21 protein-coding genes and 1 pseudogene are annotated in these 26,270 nt (G+C 37.4%); 6 read left to right on the forward strand and 16 right to left on the reverse strand.

Annotated features, from left to right (window positions below; all coding sequences use genetic code 11):
- The first annotated feature begins 80 nt into the window (after positions 1-80).
- The 6 genes from ACU8YW_RS24110 to ACU8YW_RS24135 all read left to right on the forward strand — a co-directional run bounded on the left by ACU8YW_RS24110 (position 81) and on the right by ACU8YW_RS24135 (position 8,650).
- Positions 81-776, forward strand: a complete 696-nt coding sequence (locus ACU8YW_RS24110) for a response regulator transcription factor (protein WP_000276736.1) — start codon at positions 81-83, stop codon at positions 774-776.
- Between the two features lie 2 nt (positions 777-778).
- Complete coding sequence (locus ACU8YW_RS24115; RefSeq protein WP_000765337.1) at positions 779-1,801, forward strand: sensor histidine kinase; 1,023 nt, start codon at positions 779-781, stop codon at positions 1,799-1,801.
- Positions 1,802-1,895: 94 nt separating this feature from the next.
- Positions 1,896-3,866 (forward strand): FtsX-like permease family protein, encoded by a 1,971-nt coding sequence (locus ACU8YW_RS24120; protein ID WP_088609432.1) that lies wholly within the window; start codon positions 1,896-1,898, stop codon positions 3,864-3,866.
- 79 nt (positions 3,867-3,945) lie between these two features.
- Entirely contained in the window at positions 3,946-5,901 is a 1,956-nt protein-coding gene (locus tag ACU8YW_RS24125) for an FtsX-like permease family protein (protein WP_340435791.1), read from the forward strand.
- 20 nt (positions 5,902-5,921) lie between these two features.
- Positions 5,922-6,674 carry an ABC transporter ATP-binding protein gene (locus ACU8YW_RS24130; protein WP_000393250.1) on the forward strand — a complete coding sequence of 251 codons (753 nt, stop codon included), beginning with the start codon at positions 5,922-5,924 and terminating at the stop codon, positions 6,672-6,674.
- Positions 6,671-8,650, forward strand: a complete 1,980-nt coding sequence (locus ACU8YW_RS24135; RefSeq protein ID WP_426934132.1) for an FtsX-like permease family protein — start codon at positions 6,671-6,673, stop codon at positions 8,648-8,650. Before ACU8YW_RS24130 ends, ACU8YW_RS24135 begins: the two co-directional genes overlap by 4 nt.
- A 50-nt stretch (positions 8,651-8,700) precedes the next feature.
- On the opposite strand, the gene ACU8YW_RS24140 is transcribed toward ACU8YW_RS24135, so the two are convergent.
- The 16 genes and pseudogenes from ACU8YW_RS24140 to ACU8YW_RS24215 all read right to left on the reverse strand — a co-directional run bounded on the left by ACU8YW_RS24140 (position 8,701) and on the right by ACU8YW_RS24215 (position 26,167).
- Complete coding sequence (locus ACU8YW_RS24140; protein WP_001290402.1) at positions 8,701-8,898, reverse strand: YjcZ family sporulation protein; 198 nt, start codon at positions 8,896-8,898, stop codon at positions 8,701-8,703.
- Between the two features lie 168 nt (positions 8,899-9,066).
- Positions 9,067-10,393, reverse strand: a pseudogene (gntP, locus tag ACU8YW_RS24145) (gluconate permease GntP).
- Positions 10,394-10,503: 110 nt separating this feature from the next.
- Positions 10,504-11,229, reverse strand: a complete 726-nt coding sequence (locus tag ACU8YW_RS24150; protein ID WP_426934134.1) for a GntR family transcriptional regulator — start codon at positions 11,227-11,229, stop codon at positions 10,504-10,506.
- Positions 11,229-12,245 (reverse strand): sugar kinase, encoded by a 1,017-nt coding sequence (locus tag ACU8YW_RS24155; protein ID WP_426934135.1) that lies wholly within the window; start codon positions 12,243-12,245, stop codon positions 11,229-11,231. The genes ACU8YW_RS24150 and ACU8YW_RS24155 overlap by 1 nt, the downstream gene beginning before the upstream one ends.
- Positions 12,238-12,993: a 2-dehydro-3-deoxy-phosphogluconate aldolase gene (gene dagF, locus ACU8YW_RS24160; RefSeq protein WP_446894016.1), complete on the reverse strand. Its 756-nt coding sequence runs from the start codon at positions 12,991-12,993 to the stop codon at positions 12,238-12,240. Before dagF ends, ACU8YW_RS24155 begins: the two co-directional genes overlap by 8 nt.
- A 1-nt stretch (position 12,994) precedes the next feature.
- The gene (locus tag ACU8YW_RS24165) at positions 12,995-14,098 is read right to left on the reverse strand and encodes a DgaE family pyridoxal phosphate-dependent ammonia lyase (protein WP_088609430.1); all 1,104 of its coding nucleotides are present in this window, start codon (positions 14,096-14,098) and stop codon (positions 12,995-12,997) included.
- Entirely contained in the window at positions 14,076-15,176 is a 1,101-nt protein-coding gene (locus ACU8YW_RS24170; RefSeq protein WP_426934136.1) for an EF_0837/AHA_3915 family putative deacetylase, read from the reverse strand. The genes ACU8YW_RS24165 and ACU8YW_RS24170 overlap by 23 nt, the downstream gene beginning before the upstream one ends.
- A gap of 276 nt (positions 15,177-15,452) precedes the next feature.
- Entirely contained in the window at positions 15,453-16,313 is an 861-nt protein-coding gene (locus ACU8YW_RS24175; protein ID WP_088064677.1) for a M15 family metallopeptidase, read from the reverse strand.
- An 82-nt stretch (positions 16,314-16,395) separates the two neighbouring features.
- Complete coding sequence (locus ACU8YW_RS24180) at positions 16,396-17,502, reverse strand: HAMP domain-containing sensor histidine kinase (protein ID WP_088609428.1); 1,107 nt, start codon at positions 17,500-17,502, stop codon at positions 16,396-16,398.
- Positions 17,495-18,193: a response regulator transcription factor gene (locus ACU8YW_RS24185; protein WP_088609427.1), complete on the reverse strand. Its 699-nt coding sequence runs from the start codon at positions 18,191-18,193 to the stop codon at positions 17,495-17,497. The genes ACU8YW_RS24180 and ACU8YW_RS24185 overlap by 8 nt, the downstream gene beginning before the upstream one ends.
- A gap of 325 nt (positions 18,194-18,518) precedes the next feature.
- Positions 18,519-19,625, reverse strand: a complete 1,107-nt coding sequence (gene menC, locus ACU8YW_RS24190; RefSeq protein ID WP_330938967.1) for an o-succinylbenzoate synthase — start codon at positions 19,623-19,625, stop codon at positions 18,519-18,521.
- Complete coding sequence (locus tag ACU8YW_RS24195; protein WP_141542724.1) at positions 19,626-21,071, reverse strand: o-succinylbenzoate--CoA ligase; 1,446 nt, start codon at positions 21,069-21,071, stop codon at positions 19,626-19,628. It abuts the gene before it with no gap.
- A 254-nt stretch (positions 21,072-21,325) separates the two neighbouring features.
- A complete protein-coding gene (gene menB / locus ACU8YW_RS24200) occupies positions 21,326-22,144 on the reverse strand; it encodes a 1,4-dihydroxy-2-naphthoyl-CoA synthase (RefSeq protein WP_000963888.1) in 819 nt (272 codons plus the stop codon).
- Between the two features lie 68 nt (positions 22,145-22,212).
- Positions 22,213-23,025 (reverse strand): 2-succinyl-6-hydroxy-2,4-cyclohexadiene-1-carboxylate synthase, encoded by an 813-nt coding sequence (gene menH / locus ACU8YW_RS24205; RefSeq protein ID WP_088609426.1) that lies wholly within the window; start codon positions 23,023-23,025, stop codon positions 22,213-22,215.
- A complete protein-coding gene (gene menD / locus ACU8YW_RS24210; protein WP_088064684.1) occupies positions 23,022-24,776 on the reverse strand; it encodes a 2-succinyl-5-enolpyruvyl-6-hydroxy-3-cyclohexene-1-carboxylic-acid synthase in 1,755 nt (584 codons plus the stop codon). The genes menH and menD overlap by 4 nt, the downstream gene beginning before the upstream one ends.
- The gene (locus tag ACU8YW_RS24215; protein WP_088609425.1) at positions 24,773-26,167 is read right to left on the reverse strand and encodes an isochorismate synthase; all 1,395 of its coding nucleotides are present in this window, start codon (positions 26,165-26,167) and stop codon (positions 24,773-24,775) included. The genes menD and ACU8YW_RS24215 overlap by 4 nt, the downstream gene beginning before the upstream one ends.
- Between the last annotated feature and the right edge of the window lie 103 nt (positions 26,168-26,270).

The raw sequence follows: 26,270 nt of genomic DNA on the forward strand, positions 1-26,270 counted from the left end.
CCTACATTTCAACATAATGAAAAGACTTGAAACACATGATACACTATAGCTACAATTGTTTTTTTAGGAGGAGTATACATATGTATAAAATTTTAATCGTTGAAGACGATCCAAATATTTCATCATTACTACAATCTCACATTCAAAAATATGGCTATGAAGCTGTTGTTGCAGAGAATTTCGATGATATTATGGAATCGTTTAATGCAGTGAAACCACATCTTGTTTTACTTGATGTAAACTTACCGAAATTCGATGGATTCTACTGGTGCCGTCAAATTCGTCATGAATCTACTTGTCCAATTATTTTCATTTCAGCGCGTGCTGGCGAGATGGAACAAATTATGGCGATTGAAAGCGGTGCGGATGATTATATTACAAAACCGTTCCACTATGACGTTGTAATGGCGAAAATTAAAGGTCAATTACGCCGTATTTACGGTGATTATGCGCCAAATATTTCTGAACGTATCGTTGAAGTAGAAGGTTTAAAACTATTCCCAGAACGCCCAGAAATCCATTTCGGTGCTGAGCAAGTTCTTTTAACGAAGAAAGAGGCAATTTTAGCAGAAATGTTATTATCTAAATTCCCTCGTACAGCGAGCCGTGAAGATTTATTAGCTGCCCTATGGGATGACGAAAGCTTCGTTGAGGAAAATACATTAAACGTAAACATTACGCGTCTTCGTAAAAAGTTCAATGAGCTTGGTATTGAAAATGCTATTGAAACAGTACGTGGACTTGGGTATCGTTTTAACGCAACTTGGAGTGAATAAGCATGAAGCTATTTTTACGTGATCATTTTGCATTTTTTCTACTATATGTATTAAACTTCGGCATCATTTTCGTTCTGTATGATGCAGTAGATGGATTTCAAAATAATAAATTTTACTTCGTCGTTTTAAGTTTATATTTATTCATTTGTTTCCTCGCTTATCGTTACGTCCGCAATCGTAGAATGTACCATAGATTAAGTGAGCAACCAGAGAAAATGGAAGATGCGTTTATTGAAAGAGCAACTGCTCCGATGCCTCACGGTGTAAATGAACTCGTGCGCACACAGTACCGTCTCTTCCAAAAGGAACTACAGTCGTATGAAGTAAAACAACAAGAACATCAATTATTCATTAACCACTGGGTGCATCAAATGAAGACACCTGTGTCTGTTATGCAACTTATGGTACTCGAAATGGAAGATGAACATTTGATTCCGAAATTCAAAAAAGAATTAGAACGATTAAATCAAGGACTCGATATGGCTTTATATATGGCAAGGTTAAATAACTTCCATGAAGATTTCCACGTTGAGACGATTTCATTAAAAGATGCGGTAACAAAAAATATTAACGGATTAAAAGAACTATTCATTCGAAATGGGGTCTTCCCTGTTTTAGAAGTTCATTCCGATTTAAAAGTTGCTTCTGATGCGAAATGGCTAAAGTTCATCATTTATCAGTTAATGACAAATGCAGTTCGTTACTCTGGTGAGCGCGGGAAGAAAGTTTTCTTATCTGCTTATCGAAACGGAAAAGATATTATTTTAGAAGTTCGCGATGAAGGTGTTGGTATTCCGCAAGAAGATATTCGAAGAGTATTTGAACCGTTTTACACTGGGAAAAACGGTCGCGCATTCGGAGAATCTACTGGTATGGGACTTTATATTGTAAGTAAAATTTGTGATTATTTAGGTCACTCTGTCAAACTAGATTCTGAAGTTGGTAAAGGAACGACGATTAAAATCATCTTCCACAACGCTGCAAATAATCAAGCAGAACATACAGAGAAGGTGACCGAAGCATGATCGGAACATATGCTAGCAAAATGTATGAGAACTTACTCTCATACATTTTTTGCAATAAAACTACATATTTACCTTCTAACGGGAGGTACATATTATGACATTTTGGCAGTTTGCCTTTAAAAATGTAACGCGTAATTCCAGAGCTTATTTTGCTTATTTCTTAAGCAGTTCCTTTTCAATTGCTGTTTTCTTTTCGTTTGCTGTTTATTTGTTTCATCCGAAATTACAAAATCCCACTATGATCTCTGAAATTTCAGGATTAATGATTTTTTCAGAAGTTGTTATTGTCTTGTTCTCGTTCTTTTTTCTACTCTATTCAATTGGATCGTTTTTAAAAGTTCGTAAAAAGCAATTTGGTATTTTAACTATTTTAGGTATATCAAAAAAACAATTACATCGACTCGTTTTCACTGAAAATATGTTAATTGGTATTTTATCTATCTTTTTCGGTATGCAGTTTGGATTTGTATTTTCACAATTTTTCTTATTAGTGACAGCGAAAATTACACATCTACCAGGGATATATTTATATCCACCTACGAATGCTTTCATTTTAACAACGATTGTATTTCTTGGTCTCTTTATCGCTGTATCTTCATTTACACCCATGCTAATTCGTACGAAAAAGACGGTAAACCTTTTAAAAACTAATGGTGGGAAACAAAAGGAAAGAAAACCATCCATATTCATTTCTCTATTTGGTGCTATCTGTTTATTAGGTGGTTATATTTTAGCTGCAAACCCTAAATATTTCTTCTCAATAAACACGCAAGTAGGCGTTATCTATATGGTTTCAAGTGTTTTTGTGATTCCAGCACTTGTTACAATTGGGACATATTTTTTCTTTTCTCAAATTAGTTTCTTACTTATTTATATTTTAAAGAAAAGAAGAAATTTTTATATGAAACGAATTAACATGCTTTGGATTTCGGATTTAGCAAGTCGTATTCGAACGAATATCAATATGCTTTTTATTGTAGCGATGCTTTCTACAATTGCTTTCACAATGATTACGTTCCTATATGGATTCGGAAAGTTTACAAAGCTAGATGTTGCGAGAACTTCACCTTTTCCATTTTCTTATTTTTCATATGACGCAAATCCTTTTGTTAACGAGCATTTAACTTGGCTTGAAAAGCAGTTACAAAAGGAAGATTTCTCTTATAAAAAACTAAAGGCTGATTTATATGAAACACCACTGAAAGAAGATGAAGGTATAACGACTTACAATGACATCTATGCAATGAAACAAAGTGACTATAACAAACTTGCAGCTTCCCTGCGAATGAAACAACTATTCATGAGCGATAACGAAGCATATGTCTTAACAGGTAGCGCTTATTTCACCTTATTCAGCCAATTTGAGCCAAGCTACAATAGAAAATCCATTACACTTTCTAGCACAAATACGACATTACAAGTAAAAGGATATGAACAAGTAGGGGCCATTCCCTCTGACTTTTCATATCAAACTTTAATTTTACCTGACGCTGTTGTAAACAACTTACCAAATACAACAAAGCATGTAGCAGCGTACAATTATAACGTACAAAACTGGGAAAAGACGTATGAAATTGCTGATGATTTTATGAAAAAAATACAAAGAGATCGACAGGAATTCCAATACGAAGGACCCCTTATACGCTCCTATGAATCAGCAGGCTCATTATATAGAATTACATCAGGAAGTGCCGCATACTTCCTAATCGGGACATTCTTAGGTGTCATTTTCTTTATTGGAGCAGGTAGCGTTCTTTACTTTAGACTGTATACTGATTTAACGAATGAACAAGAAAAATATGTAGCAATTTCAAAAATTGGTGTAACAGATGTAGAGATGAAAATATCTGCAACCATTCAACTTAGCATTTTATTTTTCGTTCCGTACGTTATGGCGTCCATTCATACAATGTTCGCAACAAAAATGCTCCAAGACGTAATTGATTTATCACTATTCAAAGAAATTTCAGCTGTTCTTATTATTTTTGGAGTCGTTGAAGTCATCTTTTTCTTATTTATTCGTTCCTTTTACATGCAAAAGTTATCAGAGTATACGAATGGTTAAGTTTTATAAATATATTAGTACAGGAAAAGGGTATCTCTTATATCCTTTTCTTCTTCACTCTATTAGGAGGTTCAGGTGAATGACATTTTGGCAGTTTGCATTCAAAAACGTAACCCGGAACGCCAGAGCTTATTTCGCCTATTTTGTAAGTAGTGCATTTTCCATTGCAATTTTTTTCTCGTTTGCGGTTTATTTATTTCATCCTAAATTGCATATGACAGGCGTGAATGCTGCTCTGAACATATTAATGACAATTTCAGAAGTTGTCATTGTATTCTTTTCTTTTTTCTTTTTACTATATTCAATCGGTACTTTCTTAAAAGTACGAAAAAAACAATTTGGGATTTTAACAGTACTTGGTATATCTCAAAAACAATTAAAAAGACTTGTATTTCTAGAAAACATGTTAATTGGTGTTCTTTCCATATTTTTCGGCATTCAACTTGGACTTGTCTTTTCACAGTTCTTTCTACTAGTTACCGCCAAAATTACACATGTACCTGGTTTATATTTATATTGGCCAACGAGTGCTATTATTTTAACTATGATCATCTTTCTTGGACTCTTCATTCTCGTTTCATCTTTTACGCCGATGCTCATTCGGACGAGAAAGGCTGTACGTCTTTTAAAAGAAGGAACAAAGCAAAAAGAAAGAAAAGCATCCGTGCTCATCTCTCTATTTGGTGCGACATGTTTAATATCTGGATACGTACTAGCAGCAAATCCGCTATATTTCATATCGCTTGGCGACGTAATTGGAATTTTGTACGCCGTCACCAGTATATTTGTCATTCCTTCACTCGTTGCGGCTGGAACATATTTTTTCTTTTCACAAATTAGTTTTTTACTCATTCGTATATTAAAAACGAGAAGAAAATTTTATATGAAACGTATTAATATGCTTTGGATTTCTGATTTAGCAGCTCGCATTCGGACAAATATTAACATGCTCTTTATTGTAGCGATGCTATCAACACTCGCTTTCACTATGATTACGTTCTTATACGGTTTTGGGAAATTTACAAAGTTTGATGCAGTAAGGGAAAATCCTTTTCCTTTTACATATTTATCACATACTGAAAATACGTTAGCGGATGAACATTTGAATTGGTTAAAACAAAAGTTCAATGAAGAACAATTTACTTATAAACAATTTAAAACGGATATATATGAAGTATCTTCGGCGGAAGAAACACCGCAGCTCTATTATGCAATTAAACAAAGTGACTATAATATACTTGCTAAAGCATTAAACTGGGAAAATCTCCACGTGAAGAATAATGAATCTTATATCCTTATTAAAGATTTAGATAATCAAGTTTTTGAAACACTTCATGATCAAAAAACGAAAAATACGCTTACGCTGAACCAAAATTCTTTACCGTTACACATAAAAGAATATAAAAGTTATAATCCATTCCCAAATAGCTTAATCTCACAATTACTCGTATTATCTGATGAAAATGTAGAGGCATTATCATCAGCTTCAAAACAGATGAGTGTATATAGCTTTAAAGTTAACGATTGGGAAAAAGCTAATAACATCGGCTCGGTATTCATAGAAAAAATTAATACCGACGGGAACAACATTCAAGCAGAGCACCCGCCTTTCCATGCAAGTGAAGCGAGCGATTCTCTATACACAACTAAACTCAATGTCGCTTCGTTCTTCTTAATTGGTACTTTCTTAGGTGTTATTTTCTTTATCGGTGCTGGCAGCGTTCTTTACTTCAGGATGTATACAGATTTAACAAATGAGCAAGAAAAGTATGTGACGATTACAAAAATCGGTTTAACAGAAGCTGAGATGAAACGATCTGCTACAATTCAACTTGCTATTTTATTCTTTGTTCCATACATTATGGCATCGATCCATACGATGTTTGCGACAAAGATGCTACAAGAAGTTTTACATCTCTCGTTCTTCGCTGAGATTACAGTCGTACTGATGATTTTTGGAACAGTTGAAGTGATATTTTTCCTTTTAATTCGTTCCTTCTATATGCAAAAATTATCACAACATATTAAGTTTTAACGAATAGAAAGGTGATTACTATGGAAGAAGTTTTACACATAAAAAACGTATCAAAAGTGTATGAAGGAAAAGTCCCTCATACTGCTTTAAAAAATATAAATTTACATGTAGATAAAGGTGAATTTGTCGCTATCATGGGACCATCTGGTAGTGGTAAATCTACATTTTTAAACGTTATCTCTACAATTGATTCACCTACTTCTGGTGATGTCGTTATTAACGGAAAAAAACCGCACACATTTCGTAGAGAGAAGTTAGCTATTTTCCGCCGCCAAGAGTTAGGATTTGTTTTCCAAAACTTTAACCTACTAGATACACTAACAATCGGTGAAAATATCGTACTCCCTTTAACGTTAGATAATGTTCCATTAAAAGAAATGGACGAAAAGCTTGATAACATTTCAAAAAAGCTTGGAATTGATCATATTTTAGACAAGCGTATTTTTGAAGTTTCTGGCGGACAAGCGCAGCGTACCGCAGTAGCACGTGCTGTTATTCATCATCCGTCACTTCTACTTGCCGATGAACCAACAGGAAACTTAGATTCAAAGGCGGCAATTGATGTAATGGAGTTATTTACGAAGTTAAATAAAGAAGAAGATGCAACAATTTTAATGGTTACGCACGATCCATTCGCAGCAAGTTACTGTAACCGTGTCATTTTCATTAAAGATGGCGAGCTTTACAACGAACTACACCGCGGGCTATATCGCGAGAAGTTTTATCAAGAAATATTAGATGTTTTAGCATTATTAGGAGGAAGACGTGGATGACATTTTGGCAATTTGCATTTAAAAATGTCTCGCGTAATTCTAAAGCATATTTCGCTTATTTTGTAAGTAGTGCTTTTTCTATCATGGTTTTCTTTTCATTTACTGTATACGCGTATCACCCGCGCTTACAAAATGTACAAAACTTTCAAGAACGTGATCCTCTAATGAACTTAGCAAGTACAGCACAGCTTGTTATCGTTATGTTCTCGTTCTTCTTTCTCTTATATTCAATTGGAACATTTTTAAATGTACGGAAGCAGCAATTCGGGATACTCACGATTCTCGGTATCTCACAGAGACAATTAAAAAGACTTTTATTTACTGAAAACATGATCATCGGGATATTGTCTATCTTTATCGGCATTCAAGGTGGCCTTGTATTTTCTAACTTTTTCTTATTAGTCACTTCGAAATTAACAAGTGCGAAAGGTCTCTATTTATATTGGCCAACAGAAGCGATAATCGTGACAACCGTAACGTTTATCATTTTATTTTTAATCGTTTCTACGTTTACACCGATGTTTATTCGTACGCGTAAAACAGTCCATCTTATTAAAGGGAACAAGAAAGTGACAGCCGAAAAAAGGCCGTCTATACTCATTTCGATATTTGCTTTAACTTGTTTAGGGTTATGTTATTATATTGCTGGTTATCCACAAGGCTACGTAACCGAAAAAAATGTGCAAAACGGATCTGTCTTCTTTATTATATTATCTATTTTGCCACTCGTAGTAATCGGAACATATTTTTTCTTTTCACAAACATTTCTTCTTTTTATCTATATTTTAAAGAAGCGTAGAAAGTTTTATTTGAAACAAATAAACATGTTATGGATTTCAGATTTAGTTGCTCGTACCCGTAGTAATATTAATGTACTCTTTATCGTTTCTATGCTATCTGCGCTTGCATTTACGATTATTATCGGACTATTTGCTGCGAATAATAATACAAAAGCGTCGATACTAGAGCGATATCCTATTCCCTTCACATACAAATTAGAAGGGGATCATTCCCTTGAACGAAAGCACGTTAATACTATTGAATCCGAACTTTCCAATGCTCATTTTCAATATAAAAAATATAAATTTACGCTTTTAAAAGATACTGCTTCAAAAGAAGAGATTGCAATTATGAAAATGAGTGATTATAACGAAATTGCTAAACAGTTAAAGAGACCTACAATCACCCTTGATTCAAAAGAAGTTTACATTATTTCTGGCTATTCACCAGAGCTATTAAACCTTGTATCAAATCCATTTGTAAAACAAAATACAATTACGCTTGAATCCAATAAAAAGGAGTTTTATATAAAGGGATTTATTAACAAAGGAATAGCACCACCATTTGCATTAGCAAATTTAGTTATTATGCAAGATTATGCAATCGATACTATGATTCCTCATATTGAAACCATTACAGTTTATAACTACTTCGTGGATAATTGGGAAAATGCAATTATTCCAACAAAAAATATATTAAAAAGTATTAGTAATGACACCGAAAAATATTATGAGGCACATAAAGACGATAAGCATGCATCTCCCGTTCCTTTTAATATTTATACAGCTACTGATGAGTTACTCCATAATAAAGAAAATGCAGTTGCTCAATTCTTTATTTGGGCATTTCTTGGCTTTATCTTCTTTATCGGTGCGGCTAGCGTTTTATACTTCCGTATGTATAACGACTTAACGAATGAAAAACAAAAATACATTACGATTACAAAACTAGGCTTAACTGAATCAGAAATGTTTCGCTCTGCAACGATTCAGTTAGGAATTTTATTTTTCGTTCCTTATATCGTTGCTGGTGTTCACACATTATTTGCGGTTAAGTTTTTACAAAGCATGTTTTCTTTCTCATTACTAAAAGAGTTATTAATTATACTCACCTTTTTCGGGATTATCGAGATCATTTTCTTCTTCTTAATCCGTTCTCTGTACATTAATAAATTATCACAGCATATAAAAATATGAATAAAATAGCCTTGTGCAGTATGCACAAGGCTATTTTCAATAGTTTTTAATTAGCAGCAATATCCACCATAGCCGCCGCCATAACCGCCGTAACCACCATAACCACAACCGCCTCCGCCTCCGCCGAAGCAGCTAGCACCGATGATAATTAATAAAATAAACAATACGATTAGAAGCGCAAAACCGCCTCCGCAACCATGGTGTCTGCGGTTACAATCATCATGTCTGTGTTCACACTTTTCGCTCATTACTCTATTCCTCCTTTAGTATCATTCATAACAAGTTCACCTTGCTCTAAATGAGGGGATTCCATTTATAGTATGTTTTCAGGGCGAATAGGAAGCTTGGCTTACCTAAAAACGGGCTTGTTTTTGGAAATGGGCTTCATCAAAAAAAGATACCAATTAAGGTATCTTCTAAATAAAAGTATTTAATAAAAGCGCAAAACCAAATGCAATAAATGATAACAATGTCTCAAGTACCGTCCACGTTTTAAACGTTTCCTTCACCGTTAATCCTAAATACTCTTTTACAAGCCAAAACCCTGCATCATTTACGTGAGAAAACATTAATGATCCTGCACCTGTTGCTATAACGAGCAATTCTAAATTTACACCTGACATGTGCTGAATAACTGGTGAAACAATCCCTGCTGCTGTCGTTAATGCTACTGTCGCTGAACCTGTTGCAATTCGAATTAATCCAGCTACCATGAAAGCTAACACAATTGGTGATAACGATATATGTTCTGCCATTTGGGCAATCGCTGTTCCAACGCCGCTTTCAATTAATATTTGTTTAAATCCACCGCCTGCACCAATAATTAAAATAATGGAACCGACCGGTAATAAACTGTCATCCGTTAATTTTTTAATCATCTTTTTATTAATTCCTTGTCTTATTCCAAGTAAATAGAACGCTGCGAAACATGAAATAAGTAAAGCAATTACTGGGCTACCTATAAATACTAAAAATTCAGTTATCTTTTTTTGGTAATGAAATATATGGTGCAACTACTGATAAAATCATCAATACAACTGGTAATAAAATAATAAAAAATGAAACTTTACGACTTGGTAAATCTGTTGATACAGTCGTAACTCGAACAAGCTCTGGTTCATTTTCAGGTATAACCCTTTTATGTACCCACTTTGCAAATATCGGTCCTGCGATAATGGCTGCTGGTAACGCGATAAGTAATGAATATAAAAGTACCTTTCCTAAGTTCGCGTTATAAATACCGATTGCTGTCATCGCCCCTGGATGTGGTGGTACAAGCCCGTGCACAATAGATAATCCAGCAATAACAGGTAACGCAATTAATAATATATTTTGCTTCGTCGTTTTTCGAATAGAAATAACAAGTGGTAATAAAATGACGATCCCCACTTCAAAAAATACTGGAATTCCTATAACAAATCCTGCAAATAACATAGCCCAAGGTAGTTTCTTTACACCGAAAAATCGAATAAAGAAGTCTGCCACTTGCATGCCGGCCCCTGAATCGGACATCATTTTTCCTAAAATTGTTCCGAGAGCTAAAATACCAACTAGATGCCCTAGTACACTACCGACACCAGTTTCATAGGCAGTCACTATTTTCGTCAAATTCAATCCAGACATGATAGCTAAAAATAAACTTGCAACTGTTAAACTAATAAATGCATGCCATTTCCACCATGATACCCCTAAAATAACAATCGCGATTGCAAGTAACGTGACGATTAATAAGTATATATCCATCTCTCATTCCCCTTACTTTTATCCCGTATTTGCAGGTAATAAGCACCTAATTGGTGCGGGATGAATCTAATGAAACACTTTATAAAAAAAGAGGGCGAATCCCCTCTTTTTTATATGTCATAATTCACTACATAATGCTGCATTTCTGTGTTGTAGTAGCCTTCGCTATATTCAATTACTTCTCCAACTTCATCGTAAGAATAGCGCATACGTTTTAATAGCGCTGTCCCCTCTTTTTCACCTAACGCTTCGGCAACGAAACTAGGCGCAAGCCCAACAGCGAATTCATCTCTGAAGTTTTCTAAATGTATACCTCGGTCTTCCACTAAATCGTAAAGCGATTGCAAGTCAAAGTCCGATAAATCTGTACTTGCCATGTGTGCTGAGAAATAGTGCGTATAATGAATGTACGGTGCATCATTTAACGTATATAAACGTTCAATGCGAAAACTTTCCTTACCGAATAATCGAAATGGCACCGTTCCTTCTTCATTATGAACGATTTCTGCTTTGAGCAATTTCTTCTGTACTTTATATCCTTCTTCCACTAACACTTCTGTAAATTTCTTACCCTTTGACAACTTTGTCGCAGAAGTATTACGGATAACTTTCGTTCCTTTACCGCTTTTCTTTTCTAAATATCCTTCTTGAGCAAGTTCTTTAATCGCATTACGCACTGTAATTTTGCTCACTTTGAACTCTTCTTCTAACTGCGGTTCGGAAGGAATATTCGTATGAATCGCATATACACCATGCAATATTCGATCACGAATAATATTTTTTATTTGTAAATATAATGGTCCTTTTTTCCTCGTTACGTTCACCGTTACACCCACTACCTTTCTACATCACCTACTGATGCCGTCATTGCCCGAAGTATATCCTTCTCTGATGACATTGGCGTATCACCGACGATTGTATGTGCAAGCATTCCAGCTGCTGACGCAAATGAAACAGCTTTCTCTGGTGCAAACTCTTCTATCTCGCCATGAATAATCCCGCTCGTATAAGCATCTCCAGCACCTATTCTATCATATACAGAAAACGTAAGTGTTTTTGCAAAAGTGAACGCACCATCTTTACATATAAACCCGCGAAGCGAGTGTGTATTATCGCTATTAATAGAGCGATGTGTACCAGCAATTGTAGCGATATGATATGTTTCAGCAACCTTTGGAATAAGATCAACAAGTTGCGCCTCTCGCTCCGTCTCCTCGGTTTTCATTCCCAGAACGAACATTGCATCTTTTTCGTTCATCATAACGCTATCAGCAAGAGCCAGCATTTCTTCATAATGTGGTTTCGCCTGCTTATACCCGTCTTCTCCCCAAAGAGATGGACGATAGTTGCAATCAAAGACGACAGTTCCTCCGTTTTCTTTCACTGCTTTCGCTAAAGATTTCATATGATGGCGCACCGTATCATTCATCGCAAGTGTAATCCCGCAAAAATGAACGATATCAATTTCCTTTGCGATTTCTTCAAATTGATACATGTCTTCACATGCCGTATTGAAACTACTTTCTAATCGATTTGAATAAGTAACGCGGCTTGCACGTGCGCCAAATCCATTTTCTAAAAAGTACATGCCGACATATTTACCGCCTCTTGAAATAAACGGCGTCCGAATGCCTAACTTTTGAATATGTGATACCGCAGCATCCCCAACCGAGTTCTCTGGTAAAGTTGAAATAAGAAAGCCTTCGTGACCGAGATGAGAAAGTGCTGCTGCAACATTCACACCTGTACCAGAAAATGAGTAGTTTAATGTGTTAGCTTGCGACAACAACTCATATCCTGGTATTTGCAGGCGCATCATTACTTCGCCGAATGCTGCAATTTTCTTACGCATTTTGATCAACTAGCTTCTTCACTACCACTAATAATTCGCGAACATCTTCTACTTTCGTATTGCCAGTTTCTTTATCAATAATAGAAGAGTACACGTGCGGGATAACTTGCTCTACATTTGCTTCTAGCGCAATACGTACAATTGTTTCGAAGTTTTCTTTATCAATTCCGCCTGTTGGCTCTAATGCAAATCCCTCTTCCGCACAAGCTTTCGCAACTGCGCGATATTCTTCTTCATGAGCTAAACCTTTCATTGGGAAGTATTTCAATGAATTTCCGCCCATATCACGTACAAGTGCGATTGCTGTTTTAATTGGAACGATTGCTTTTTCCTCTCCAGCTGCACTAATTGGACCCGTAGAAATATTTACGTACCCTACTTTTCCTGTTGGAGATACTAAACTATTAATCCAGCTATCTTTTCCGCCAAGATTTGCACGTGTCGCTCCAACTGAAGGGAACACTTGATTAATATGACTACCAGGATAATGCTTCGCAATTTCAGCTACAACTGCTGCTTGGCGATTATCTCCTGCGCCTAATCCGATTGATACAGCGTCATCAATTTCTTTTCCGTATGCTTTCATCGCTGTAACTGCTTCTTCTACTGTTGGATAATCTTTTGATAACACTCCAACAACTACATAACCTTCTGCGGCCTCAAAAATGTCTTTCGCATTTTCGATATTGTTCGCTAATACATTTAATGCTACGCGGCCTTTATAAAAACGTTTTTGAATGTTTGTCATTTTAGTTTCCCCCTACAATTTCTCTCATTTTTTCTTCGATTACATGTATGTCATCACCTTGAAGTGGACGTGGATCGATATCAAAGAATCCTTGTCTTACTCCGTAATCACGTGTGTAAATGGCAATTTCCCCTTCGCGTAATGCTGTTACAACATCTTTTGCTGATTTATTTAACTCATTCTCGTTAATGTGAATGCGTGCTCTAAAGATTGCTCTTCCTGCTTCATCTTGAACGATCGTTACATTTACACCGTTTAATTCTTTTAGCGGCATAAGTACTTGTAATAACTCTTTTTCTTGCTCACTCTTATCTTGTTTTACTCCGTACTCATCAAGTGCTTGAAGTAGACCGAAAGTTGTTTCTTTCCCAACTTTCATACTTCTTCCGATGCAATGTAATTGTACTTTCAGCCACTCGATATATTTTCGTTTACCGCCGACAATACCAGAAGTTGGTCCTTCAATTGCCTTTGAACCGCTATAAATGGCAAGGTCTGAATACTTCACATATTTTTGAATATCTTCTTCAGCTGCCGCATCGACGATAAGTGGTACGTTATTTCGCTGCGCAACTTCCCATGCTTCTTCAACAGAAATCATATTTTTTTGCACGGCATGATGGGATTTCACATATAGAATTGCTGCTGTATTTTCACCAATCGCATCTTCAATATGCTCTGCTTTCCCTTCATTTGCGTAACCCACTTCAACAAGCTTACCGCCACCTAAATAAATCATCGTTTCAACAGGAGCACCGTATTGAACGTTATGACCTTTTAACATAATCACTTCGTTTTTCGCGATGACCTCTTGATGAAGTCTTTCACTTTTACGGCGATTTCCTTCTGTAACGATACCAGCGATAGAAAGCGCAATTCCGCTCGATGCTGAATTCACAACGACTGCTGCCTCCGAATCTAGAATTCTCGCAATATGGTCTCCTGCTTTATCTACTAAATCTGCAATTTCCACATAATTTTGTCCACCATGTTTCATCGCATCCATAACTGTATTTGTAGGAGCGGATACACCTAAAATACTCATTCTACCGCTCGCATTAATTACTCTTTTTAATCCGTACTTAGCATTCAATGAATGACCCATTGATTACAACCCCTTTCGTATCAATTCTTCTTTCAGCAATGCGCTGATCCCCTTCTGAATCAATTAACGTAATCGGTTCATCTTTCACCGTAAATAAAGTTAAATTTGCAATATCGCCTTCTTGAATACGGCCAAGCTCTGGTTTTTTCAGCCACTCTGCCGCATTTTTCGTAACCGCATCAATTACTTCTTCTAGCAGATAACCTAAGTAAAGGAATTTCGAAAGAACGTGAGCCATACTATACACTGGGCCGTGTATACGATTCTTCCGGTAAATATCTGTACTAATTGTATTAAAGGCAATACCGTGACGCTTCGCCGCTTCTGCTACTTTAAAAGAAAAACTAGCATTACCGTGACCAACATCTAAATGAACACCGCGCTTCACTGCATCTAGTAATACAGGTAGCGGTTTGCCTTCTTCATCAAATAAATTATTTTCTTTCCCGTTTAAGTAATGTGTAATGACATCATCTTTTTCTAAAAGAGGTACAACTTCCTCAATGCGAGGAGGCGCTGAACCGATATGTACCATAATCGGCAATGATGTTTCACGAGATAACGAGCGTGCAACATGAAGCGGTTCAATTCCGCTGTCACAAACAACACTTTTACTCATTCTCGCCTTTAACCCAACGATGACATCTTTATACTTTTCTACTGCTTCTATTACTTTCTCTTTATCTATCCATTCCATATTGGATAATTCATCAATTCGTTTCAAACCGATGCGAGAAATATTTAAAAAGGCAAATAAATTCGTTTTCGCCTGTTCTCTACTTTGTACTAAATCTGCAATACGATCAGCTCCGCAGCTACCCGCATCAACAATTGTCGTTACCCCTTGCTTAACGCCAATTTCATCCACCTCATCGCCATACGGATCAAACTCTGGAAAAGCATGAACGTGTAAATCAATCCAGCCACTCGATACGTAAGTACCTGAGTAATCAAGAACCTTTCCACCCTCGCCAGCACCAGCTTTCGTCACCTGTGCGATTTTATTATTTTCAATTACAATGTCAATCTCTTCCCCGTTCACACGTTCCACATTACGTAGTACGAATCGTTCTGTCATTGTACTTCCACCCTTTTCTATAAGAAGCCACAAGAATACGCTTACATTAAAATTTCATTTTATATGTCTTTCACACGTTTAGCGTAACACAAAAAAAGGGAGAAGTAAATATAACGTTATAATGTTTAAAGGTGAAATAAAAGATACTCCTCAAAATAATGATAGTACAGGAATTTATATCAACGCTTCAACAAGGAATATCGATTTACCGACAAAAAACGCCAATCCCCTTCTTATATACGAAAAGGCTGCTCCAAAAGGGAACAACCTCTTTATCTATTCCTGAACCGTCACGATAACCCCATCCATATTATTCCCCGAAATTTCATACTGCTTATTCGCTGGAACATTCACGTTCATACGATCTGAAACTTTATAATAAGAAACCGTATATTTCTTACCTTCAACATCAGTTGAAACTTCTTTTTTCTCTTTTAAGAAGTCCAAATATTCCTCTAATGTAATTTTCTCCTTTTGCATAATCGCACTATGAGGTAATCCGACATAGCGTATATGCCACGGCTCATATTGAATGCCTGTAATATGACTTTTATTTTTCGGATAACGTAAAACAAAGCCATGCTTCCATACGTTCTCTTCAATCCACTTTCCTTCAGGGGCTCTCTCCATTTTCTTTTGCGTAGATCCAATGTCGAGTGATAATCCTAAATTATGTTCACTATATCCTGCTGGAAGTGCATAGTCAGATCCCATTTCTTTATACAATTTACTTTGCTCTTTAAAATCTCGATACCCGCTACTCATTAAGAAATGCTGTACTCCATCTTTTCCAGCTGCATCGACAACGTTCAAAAAATTTTTCACAACACCCTTTGATAAGCGAAGATTTCTATCAAATATGACGTAACCTCTTACTAATTCACTATTGTGATTTACATTTATAATGTCAGACCTAATACTATCTTTTTTAACTGGGTAATCTTTATTAACTAATAATAGATCCCCTTTATAAATTTCTTCTTTTGTAATCTCTATCTTTTCCGTATTCGCAGCTCTTACCGTATTATCTTTGTCAGCAATTTTAACATCGATCTCTTTTTGAAATAACGGTGATATATAAAAACCTACACAGATTGTACATGCTATAAATAGAGAAATAAATACCCACTTTTTCATTTCTAGTTCCTCCTTAACGTAACTTACGTATAGAATAGAAAAAACTATTAAAATAAAAAGTGGGGTAAAGTTTAAATTTTTATTAAATTGCTTCGCTCTCTTCTTTTGGCAATCTCACTTCAAATATCGTCCTAATCACATTACTTTCAGCAGAAATCTTCCCATCATGCTGTTCAACAATATTTTTCGCGATAAACAGTCCAAGGCCTGTACTACCTTGTTGCTCTGACCTTGCTTTATCACCTGTATAAAACATATCAAAAAGATACGGTAAATCTTCTTCCGGAATGCTATCTCCGTAATTAATAATTTGTACGACTACCTCTTCACTCTCAATATATCCGTTCACATCGACAAACTTTCCATCATACCCGTAACGAATCGCGTTCGTTAAAAGATTTTCAAATACCCTCGCTAATAATTTTCCATCACCGCTAATAGGTAAATAAGAATCCATGTTCAATCTCGCTTCTAAACCCTTTTTCTCTAATAACGGATACAATTCTTCCTCTAACTGTATAAGCAATTCACTTATATCAATTGGTCTTTTGTCCAGCTGCAACATCCCATAATTCATTCTCGTAATTTCAAATAATTCATCAATTAAACTTTCCAGCCTTTCGGATTTCGTAAAAGCGATTGTGGAAAAATGTTTAATTTGTTCTTTCGTCAAATTCTCATCTTTAAGAATTAAATCTAAATAACCTAAAACAGATGTTAACGGCGTTCTTAAATCGTGAGCTAAATTAACAATGAGCTGGTCTTTACTACTTTCCGCAAAGTCTCCTCGTTCAACCGCTTCCTTTAATTTTTCACTCGCTACATTTATTTCACGTGCGATATATCCAAACTCATCATTAGATGAAACGCGCACTTCATTTGTAAAATCACCGTTTGCCAAATGATGAATTCCGTTTGAAATCTCATCAAAATATTTTAAATACGGCCTAGTAAGGAAGAAGAAAAACATAATGGATAGAGGAATGAAAATAATCAAAAAGAAATTAACATCCCCAATTTGTCTTACCATGGAACGAAATTGAGCTAACGGATCCTCAAAACGAACGACTAATTTATAATAAATCCGTAATCCTTCATAAATGATATACGTTACGCCACCAGCAAATATCATACTTAACGCAAATAGCATAACCATCTTCGAGCGAAAGCTTCTCATCTTTTTAGCCATTGAAAGTATACCCTACTCCCCAAACTGTTTTTATTAACTTATTCTTTCTTTTATCTTCCCCAAGTTTTTTCCGCAACGTACGAATATGTACCATAACCGTATTTCCGCCTTCATAATAATCATCTGCCCATACTTGCTGAAAAATATTTTCCACATTGTACACTTTCTTCGGATGGCTCGCTAATAAATATAAAATATCAAACTCTTTCGGTGTTAATTCAACTTGTTCTCCGTACACATTCACTGTTCTTCGCTCAGGATCAATAACGACTCCGCCTACCTCTAAAGCAGATTTATTCTCCGCTACCTTCGGCTGATTTAACGTAAGAAATCGGCGTAATTGTGCATTTACACGTGCGACTAATTCAATCGGTGTAAAAGGTTTCGTCATATAATCATCTGCACCTAATACTAAACCTGTCACCTTATCAAAATCAGACGTTTTCGCACTTAAGAAAATGATTGGCATATGGTGCTTCGCGCGAATTTGGCGCGTCACTTCATAACCATCCATTTTCGGCATCATAATATCTAAAACCACTAAATCGATTGGCTGCGTTTCAATAATATGAATTGCCTCTTCTCCATCAGCTGCTTTCACGACGTGGTAACCTTCTTTTTCTAAATGTATCTCAATTAAATCAGCAATTTCTGCCTCATCATCCGCTATTAAAATTGAAATGTTCTTCATTTTACTCCCCCTTTACCCCGCTATTTGCGGGCAGTAAGACTCCCACCTCAAAATTCGGGTGAATCAAAGAAGTTAGGTGGAAGATCAACTGCCCATAAAAGCCCGATTGGTGCGGGCTAATAATCAGTGGGGATGCCCCCACTGATTAAAGTTTCACTTTATACGCTCGATTGTAAACTAGTCTATCCAATTTGTACAATACGAAAAGGTTACTCACAGGAGTAACCTTTGTAAATGAAATTATATCGACGATTATTGAAATATATCGACTTACCGACAATTAACAACAAAATCCTACCGCTATTTGCGGGCATCCTGATTAAATTCACCGCTCCAAAACTATCCGCTGCTTCGTGATTTCCGCCAGCCTTCCTCGATTTACTTCATACTCAGTGTCAACACTTTGCGGTACAATCACCTTTCCGCCCTCAAGCATCACTTCCGGCGAAATAATATCCTTCTCCCAATGTCGGCTAGAGGCAGATATATCACCTGGAATCGTAAAGTTTGGCAGTGAAGCAAGCGCAACATTTTGTGCTCGTGAAATCCCCATCTCTACCATACCACCGCACCAAACTGATATGTTATGCTCCATGCAGTAATCATGAATTTGAATGGATTCTGTTAATCCACCCACTCGCCCTGGTTTAATATTAACGATTCGGCAACTGCCAAGCGTAATCGCAACGCGCGCGTCTTCTAAACTATGGATGCTTTCGTCTAAACAAATCGGCGTTTCCATTTTCTTTTGCAGTTGTGCATGATCAAGAAAATCGTAATCCGCTAGCGGTTGTTCAATCATCATCAATTGAAATTCATCTAATCGTTTCAGTTTCTCCGTATCAGCTAATGTATACGCTGAATTTGCATCAGCCATTAACGGGATGCTTGGAAACTCTTTACGAATTTCTTTCAATAACTCGTAGTCGTGCTCTGGCTTTATTTTCACTTTAAAACGCTCATATCCTTCTTCTGCATACTTCTCGATTTGTTTTAACATAACCGGAATTGTATTGATACCAATCACAACGCCTACTTCAATTTCAGTCCTAGTTCCGCCAAGCAATGTCGCTAATGACTTCTTTTGACGCTTTGTATATAAATCCCAAACAGCCCCTTCAATTCCGGCCTTTGCCATTCTGTTTCTCTTTATATGCTTGAACAACCCTGGTATTTCATTCGGATGAGAAATTTCAGCTTTCAATAAATCCGGTATTAAAAAATCTTGAAGTACATGTAGCGCTGTCTTCACCGTTTCTTCCGTATACCACGGTTCAGAGAACGCAACAACTTCGCCAAATCCAATGTATCCGTCCGTATTTTCTAATTCAATGACGATACTTTCACGCTTTTCATACGTTCCGTAGCTTGCAGCAAACGGGATTACGAGTGGCATTTCCGTTATATGAAGTGTCGCTTTTTTTATTTCCACTTACATCTCCTCCACTAATTGTCTTAACTCTCGTCTTAACAATTTTTTCGAAGCATTTCGTGGTAATTCCTCTAAGAAACACGCTTTCTTCGGCACTTTATATTTCGCTAATTTCTCCTCGCAAAAATGCAGAATTTCTTCTTCTGTTACCTCTCCACTTTTTACAACAAAAGCAGCGGGTACTTGTCCCCATTTATCGTCAGTCATACCGACAACACCGGCTTCCGCTACCATCGGATGAGAAAGCAACACTTCTTCAATTTGAGCCGGATATATATTTTCTCCGCCAGAAATAATTAAATCACTGCGGCGATCTAGTACGTATAAAAATCCTTCTCCATCTAAATAACCGAGGTCACCAGTATGAAGCCATCCGTTTTGAATTGTTTCGCTTGTCGCATCTTCACGGTTAAAATAACCACCTGTTACATTCGGTCCTTTTACTACGATCTCGCCTTCCACAAACGGCGGTACTACTACGCCATCTTTTTCAATACGAAGTTGGCACTGAAATAGTGGTTTCCCAGCTGATCCTACTTTCGTTAACATATAATCTGCGGATAACGTACAAATTTGCGACGACGTTTCTGTCATACCGTACGTTTGATACACAGGAATTCCTTTATCTACACAAGTTTCTAATAACGGTTTCGGCGCTGGTCCTCCGCCAAGTAACATACATCGTAAAGAAGATGGATATGTCTCTTCTCCAAGTCTCTCTAATAAATCAGTTAACATTTTAGAAACGACAGAAATGATCGTAACACCTCTCGTTTGAAGTGCTTTATGAATAAAATCAGCATCATATTTCGGAACGAGTAAAATACGCATTCCGTACATAACATTTTTCATTAAAAGAGATAGCCCGCCAACGTGGAACATTGGCATACAAGCTAACCAGCAATCATCATCACGAAGCCCTAAATTAAGCGAAGAACCGACTGCGCTTGCCCAGTGATTGCCGTACGTTAAAATAACGCCTTTCGGTTTTCCTGTCGTCCCTGACGTATAAATGATTGTCATCGCTTCTTCTAAAGAGAATTCTTCTTGTATAGAGGCTTCCGCCTTCGATCCATTCATCACTTCGGCGAACGAATATACAGGAACATCTTTAGCCTCGAAATCTTGATCCGTCACTAAGCATATAACTTCAGCATCATCCATTTGCCAAAGTAGCTCTTCTCTTGAAAGACGCGTATTTAAAAGCACAGCTACTGCACCTACGTAAGATAGGGCGTGAATAACTGTAATCATCTCCATACCATTTTTCATCAGAACAGCCACCTTTTGCCCACGCTTCACTCCTACATGCGTGAGGTGTTCACAAACAGATACTACTTTTTCATGCAGCTCCATAAAAGTAACCTTTTCATCCTCTATTTCAATTGCAGTGCGATCTGGTGTTAAAAATGCACGTTGCATTAACCAATTTGGCATCGTCTCCATCACTCATTCTCCTTTCATGAAAGAAAGAGACTTGATATGACATCAAGTCTCTTAGTTATTTTGTTTCCGGTTGATCTCATCTAGCTACAGCGGCTAGAACAGTCGGTCGTTTCACGCCTTCCTACGAGGCAAAAAGCGCCTCTTCGTCAGAAGCTCCATCCCCCTCACATTCTAAGCGAGAAAGTAAAAAACACTTTCTGTGCGAAAGAACCTTAGCCTACGAGGCTAAACAGTCGGCTCCGCTTTTGGTTTGATCAAGGGAAACGAGGGAATTGACCGAAGTCCGGACTGCGTTTTTCTTTGAACGCGTCACGACCTTCTTTTGCTTCGTCAGTTGTGTAGTACAATAACGTTGCATCTCCAGCTAGTTGTTGAATACCAGCTAGACCGTCTGTGTCTGCGTTGAATGCAGCTTTTAGGAAACGAAGTGCCATTGGGCTGTTTGCTAAGATTTCTTGTGCCCATTGTACTGTTTCTGCTTCAAGCTCTTCTAATGGTACTACTGTGTTTACTAAGCCCATATCAAGCGCTTCTTGTGCGCTGTATTGACGGCATAGGTACCAAATTTCGCGAGCTTTCTTGTGGCCTACCATACGAGCTAAGTAACCAGCTCCGTATCCACCGTCAAAGCTTCCTACTTTAGGACCAGTTTGTCCGAATACAGCGTTGTCTGCAGCGATTGTTAAGTCACATACGATATGAAGTACGTGTCCACCACCGATTGCATAACCTGCTACCATTGCGATAACTGGTTTAGGAATTGCGCGAATTAGACGTTGTAAGTCTAATACATTTAAACGAGGGATTTGGTCGTCACCTACATATCCACCATGACCGCGAACTTTTTGGTCGCCGCCAGAACAGAATGCACGTCCACCTTCACCTGTTAAAATGATAACGCCAACATTTGCATCATCACGAGCGTGTGCAAAAGCGTTGATTAACTCCATTACCGTTTTAGGACGGAATGCGTTATGTACTTCAGGACGGTTAATCGAAATTTTTGCGATACCATTGTATGTTGAATAAATAATATCTTCGTAATTGCCTTCTTTTACCCATTCAATAGCCATTACAACTACCTCCTTGTATATTTCTGATCTCCTCTATAAGTGTAGCTTCCTTCTTAGATGAAAAAGCATCACTGCATAGTTTTTAGAAATCCCTTTACTATTGTATCAAACTTTTCCGGTTGTTCCACATGAATTGCATGGCCAGCACCATCAATTTTCACAAATTTCGCGTCAGAGATGCATTTTTCGATGTTTTTTAATATGCGAAAGAACTTTTCATCATGCTCCCCGTTCATTAAAAGAACAGGTATTTTTAAGTTTTGCAGCTCGTTCCACCATGAAGGCTGAGCCCCTGTTCCCATGCCGCGCAAGCTATTTGCAATTCCTTTTGGATTGTTAGCAAGTCTTTCTTGTCGCACTGCTTCTTGTGCGTTTTGTGCTAAACGTTTTTGCGTTTCAAACAGCGGAATATTTTCCCACATCGTTACAAAACTATTGATGCCTTCTCGCTCAATTTTATCGGCAAGTCGCTCATCTTTTTCACGACGTTCTTCTCTCTCATCTTCACTTTTGAGCCCAGCTGTACAATTTTCTAACAAAAGGGAATGTACATACTCTGGATATAGACATGCCATCGTAATCGCCAGTCTACCGCCCATTGAATAGCCAAGTATGTGCGCTCTTTCAATATGAAGGTAATCTAATAGTTCTTTCATTTGCAATGCTACATTTCGAATATCATAGTGAGTTACATCTTCAGGACTTTCCGTTTTTCCGTGCCCCACAATGTCTACTAAAATGACTTGAAACTGCTCACTCCAAGAAGGAACGAAGGAACGCCACGTTTCCATGCTTCCCGTAAAACCATGAAGAAGTAGAAGTGGTTCCCCGCTTCCGACTACTTCATATTCATACGATACACCTTGCAGCGTTACGTTCATTTTGATTCACCTTGCAACGATGTAGTAATTACGTCCTGCGTTTTTGCCCACAATTTACGGTGCAATGTTAAGTTTTCATCACGGTTCGTACAAATTTCTACAACGTGTAAACCTTCCGTCGTCGTTCCCTTTTGTACCTCTTCTCGGAATTGCTCCCAACCATTTACACGACTAAATGAACCGCCGTACATTTTGACAACATGCTCATAATCAAGTCCAATTGGCGTTCCAAATAATGATTCAAAATGTTCCTTTTTCTCATATTGTGGTAAGAATGAGAAAATACCGCCACCATCATTGTTTACAACGACAATCGTTATATTTAATTCATGTAATTTTGCGGCTAATAATCCGTTTAAATCGTGATAGAATGATAAATCACCAATAACTAATACGAGCGGATCGCAAATAATGCTCGCTCCTAAAGCTGTCGAAATGATGCCATCAATCCCATTTACACCACGGTTTGCCATCACTTGAATATTTTTATCCGATGTGAAGAAGAATGAATCTGTATCACGAATTGGCATACTATTACTCGCAAATAATGTTGCCCCTTCTGGTAGTACGCGGACGATATCCGTAATAACTTTCCCTTCAAATGCAGTTTCATATGTTTCCATTTCACGAAGCGTTTCCTTCGTTTTTTCGTTTATATGTTGCCACATTCCGAACCAATCATTCTTTTTCATAACTGGCAGTTTTTCTATTAATGCACTGCAAAATGCAATATCACTTGCTTGGACAACTTCTGTCGCAACGAGAGCTGGATCTCTCCATTGTCCAGATTCGTCAACAACGATATGAACAGCTTTCGTCTGTTTTTTGATGAACTGCGTTAATGCTTTCGAAACAGGCATCCCACCAAAACGAATCATAACTTCTGGCTTCCACGTTTCTTTTAACAGCTCATTTCGTAAAAATGTATCGTAACAGTCGATTACCATCGTTTTATCGTGATGTCCGCTACGAATGTTAGAAAGTGGATCCGCTAATATTGGATATCCCGTTTTCTCAGCTAGTTCTGCCGTAAACGCTGCGATTTCTGAATGACTATCATCTCCACAAATAATAAGCCCCTTTTCCATATGTGAAAGGCGCCCTACAAGAGAATCTACATATTCACTCGGCATCATCACGTTCCCTTGCTGAACTACTCCTGTATATTCCCCGCGTCCTTTATCCCATAAACTTTCTAATGAGAAATCTGGGATAAGCGGCTCGCGAACTGGAAAATTAAGATGAACAGGTCCTTGCGGCGCTAGAAGTGCGCTTGCTATCGTGCGCTGCGTCGTCATGCGAGCATAATGATACATCGCTTCACTCGCTTCTGGAAGTGCCATCTCTGTAAATTGCTTCACAAATGTACCGTATAAATTGAATTGATTCATCGCTTGTGGCGCACCAACATCTCTTAATTCATGCGGTCTATCTGCCGTTAAGACGATAAGCGGCACTCGTGAATGAAAAGCTTCACATACAGCTGGATAATAGTTTGCTGCTGCCGTTCCTGACGTACATAATAATGCAACAGGGCGTTTTTTTGCTTTTGCGATACCGAGTGCAAAAAATCCCGCTGATCTTTCATCTACATGTAAATATGTGTTCATTCCTTCATGTTGTTCCATTAGTAGAGCAATCGGTGTTGACCGTGAGCCTGGACTAATGACAACATCACATACATTTAGACGCGTCAGTTCATCCACGAACGCGCCTAAATAATATGATAATGCTTCTATATGATTGTTCATTTCATTAATTCCTCCAAAGCACCAAGCATCGGTCTAAACTTCAAGCTTGTTTCTTCATATTCAAGTTGCGGTACTGAATCAATTACAATCCCACACCCAGCAAATAAGGATGCTTTCGCGCCATTTAATAATCCGCAGCGAAGTGCAACCGCAAATTCACCATTTCCTTCATCATCTATCCAGCCAATCGGTGCACCATATAACCCTCTGTCTAACAATTCAACATCACGAATCAGTTTCATCGCTTCCAAACGAGGTGTCCCGCCAAGAGCTGGTGTTGGATGTAATTCTTCTACCATTGTCAAAAGACTCGCATCGCCTTTTGCCTCTACAGGCGTATATAAATGAATTAAGTTTTTCGTTGTTAATAAGCCCGGACTTTCCGGAATATTAACGGATTCGCAGTGCTCATTTAGTACTCCTCGAATCATGTTCACAACATAACCGTGTTCAGCTAAATTCTTTTCATCATGAAGAAGCGCATTACTATTTCGTTCACTTTCTTCTATAGATTGACCATGACCAGTTGAACCAGCAAGACACATCGAAGTAAACTTCTCATCTTCTTTGCGAATTAATCTCTCTGGCGTCGCTCCTAAGAAGCATGCTCCTTTATAATCAAAAGAAAATACGTAACAATCTGGTTGCCCAATGCGAAGTGCTTCTAAAACAAGAGCAGAATCAATATGATGATCCATTTCTACTTTTAGCTCCCTCGCTAATACAACCTTCTGCACGTTCCCCTGCTTCATCTCATCCTGCACTTTCTCAATGGCCTTCATCCAGCCTTGCGGATCTACTTCTACTTTAGAAGTAACTGTTAATTTCGATCCTTCGAGTGCACATTTACTCTCCCAAAAAATTTTCTCTTCTAAAGAAACAATTTCGTTATAAAGAGTTTCTGCACAATCAGTTGCTGAAACGAATGTATTCATTGTTAACCATGCTTTTTCATTTTTTACAGTTAATAAAAATGCTGGTAGTGAAAATGTCGTATCATCAAATTCTTTCCATAAGTCGGTTTTCTCTTTTTCTTGGTCAAATGAAAATCCACCAAATAAAAGAGGACCTGTTCCAAATTCGTATCTTTCTCTTTGTACAAATGCTTTCTCTTTTACTTTATCCCACTCGTCACGAGCCGTTTGAAAGCGTTTGTGAGAAGAAGTTGCTATAGTGAAAACAGAGCCAATTCCAGCAAATATTACATGCTGAGCTGGGTCTGCAAAATAACATCTATTTTCGAATGAGATCCTTTTTCCTGCTGCATAAAACAGAAGCGGATCTATCCAGTCTATTTGTTTTACGAAGCTCACCAATATTTTTTCATCAGTTGCACGCTTAATGGCTGCACTAAGAACTTCTTGCAAGCCTATTTGTTTCGTTTGAATCACAATTGTCTCCCCCCTATGGGCGAAAAATAGTCATAATTACGCTTGATTTTAAGATACACCTCAAACGAAAGGCCTGTCAACGTTTAGCATTTCTGAGAAATTC

The organism is Bacillus pretiosus (assembly GCF_052947655.1).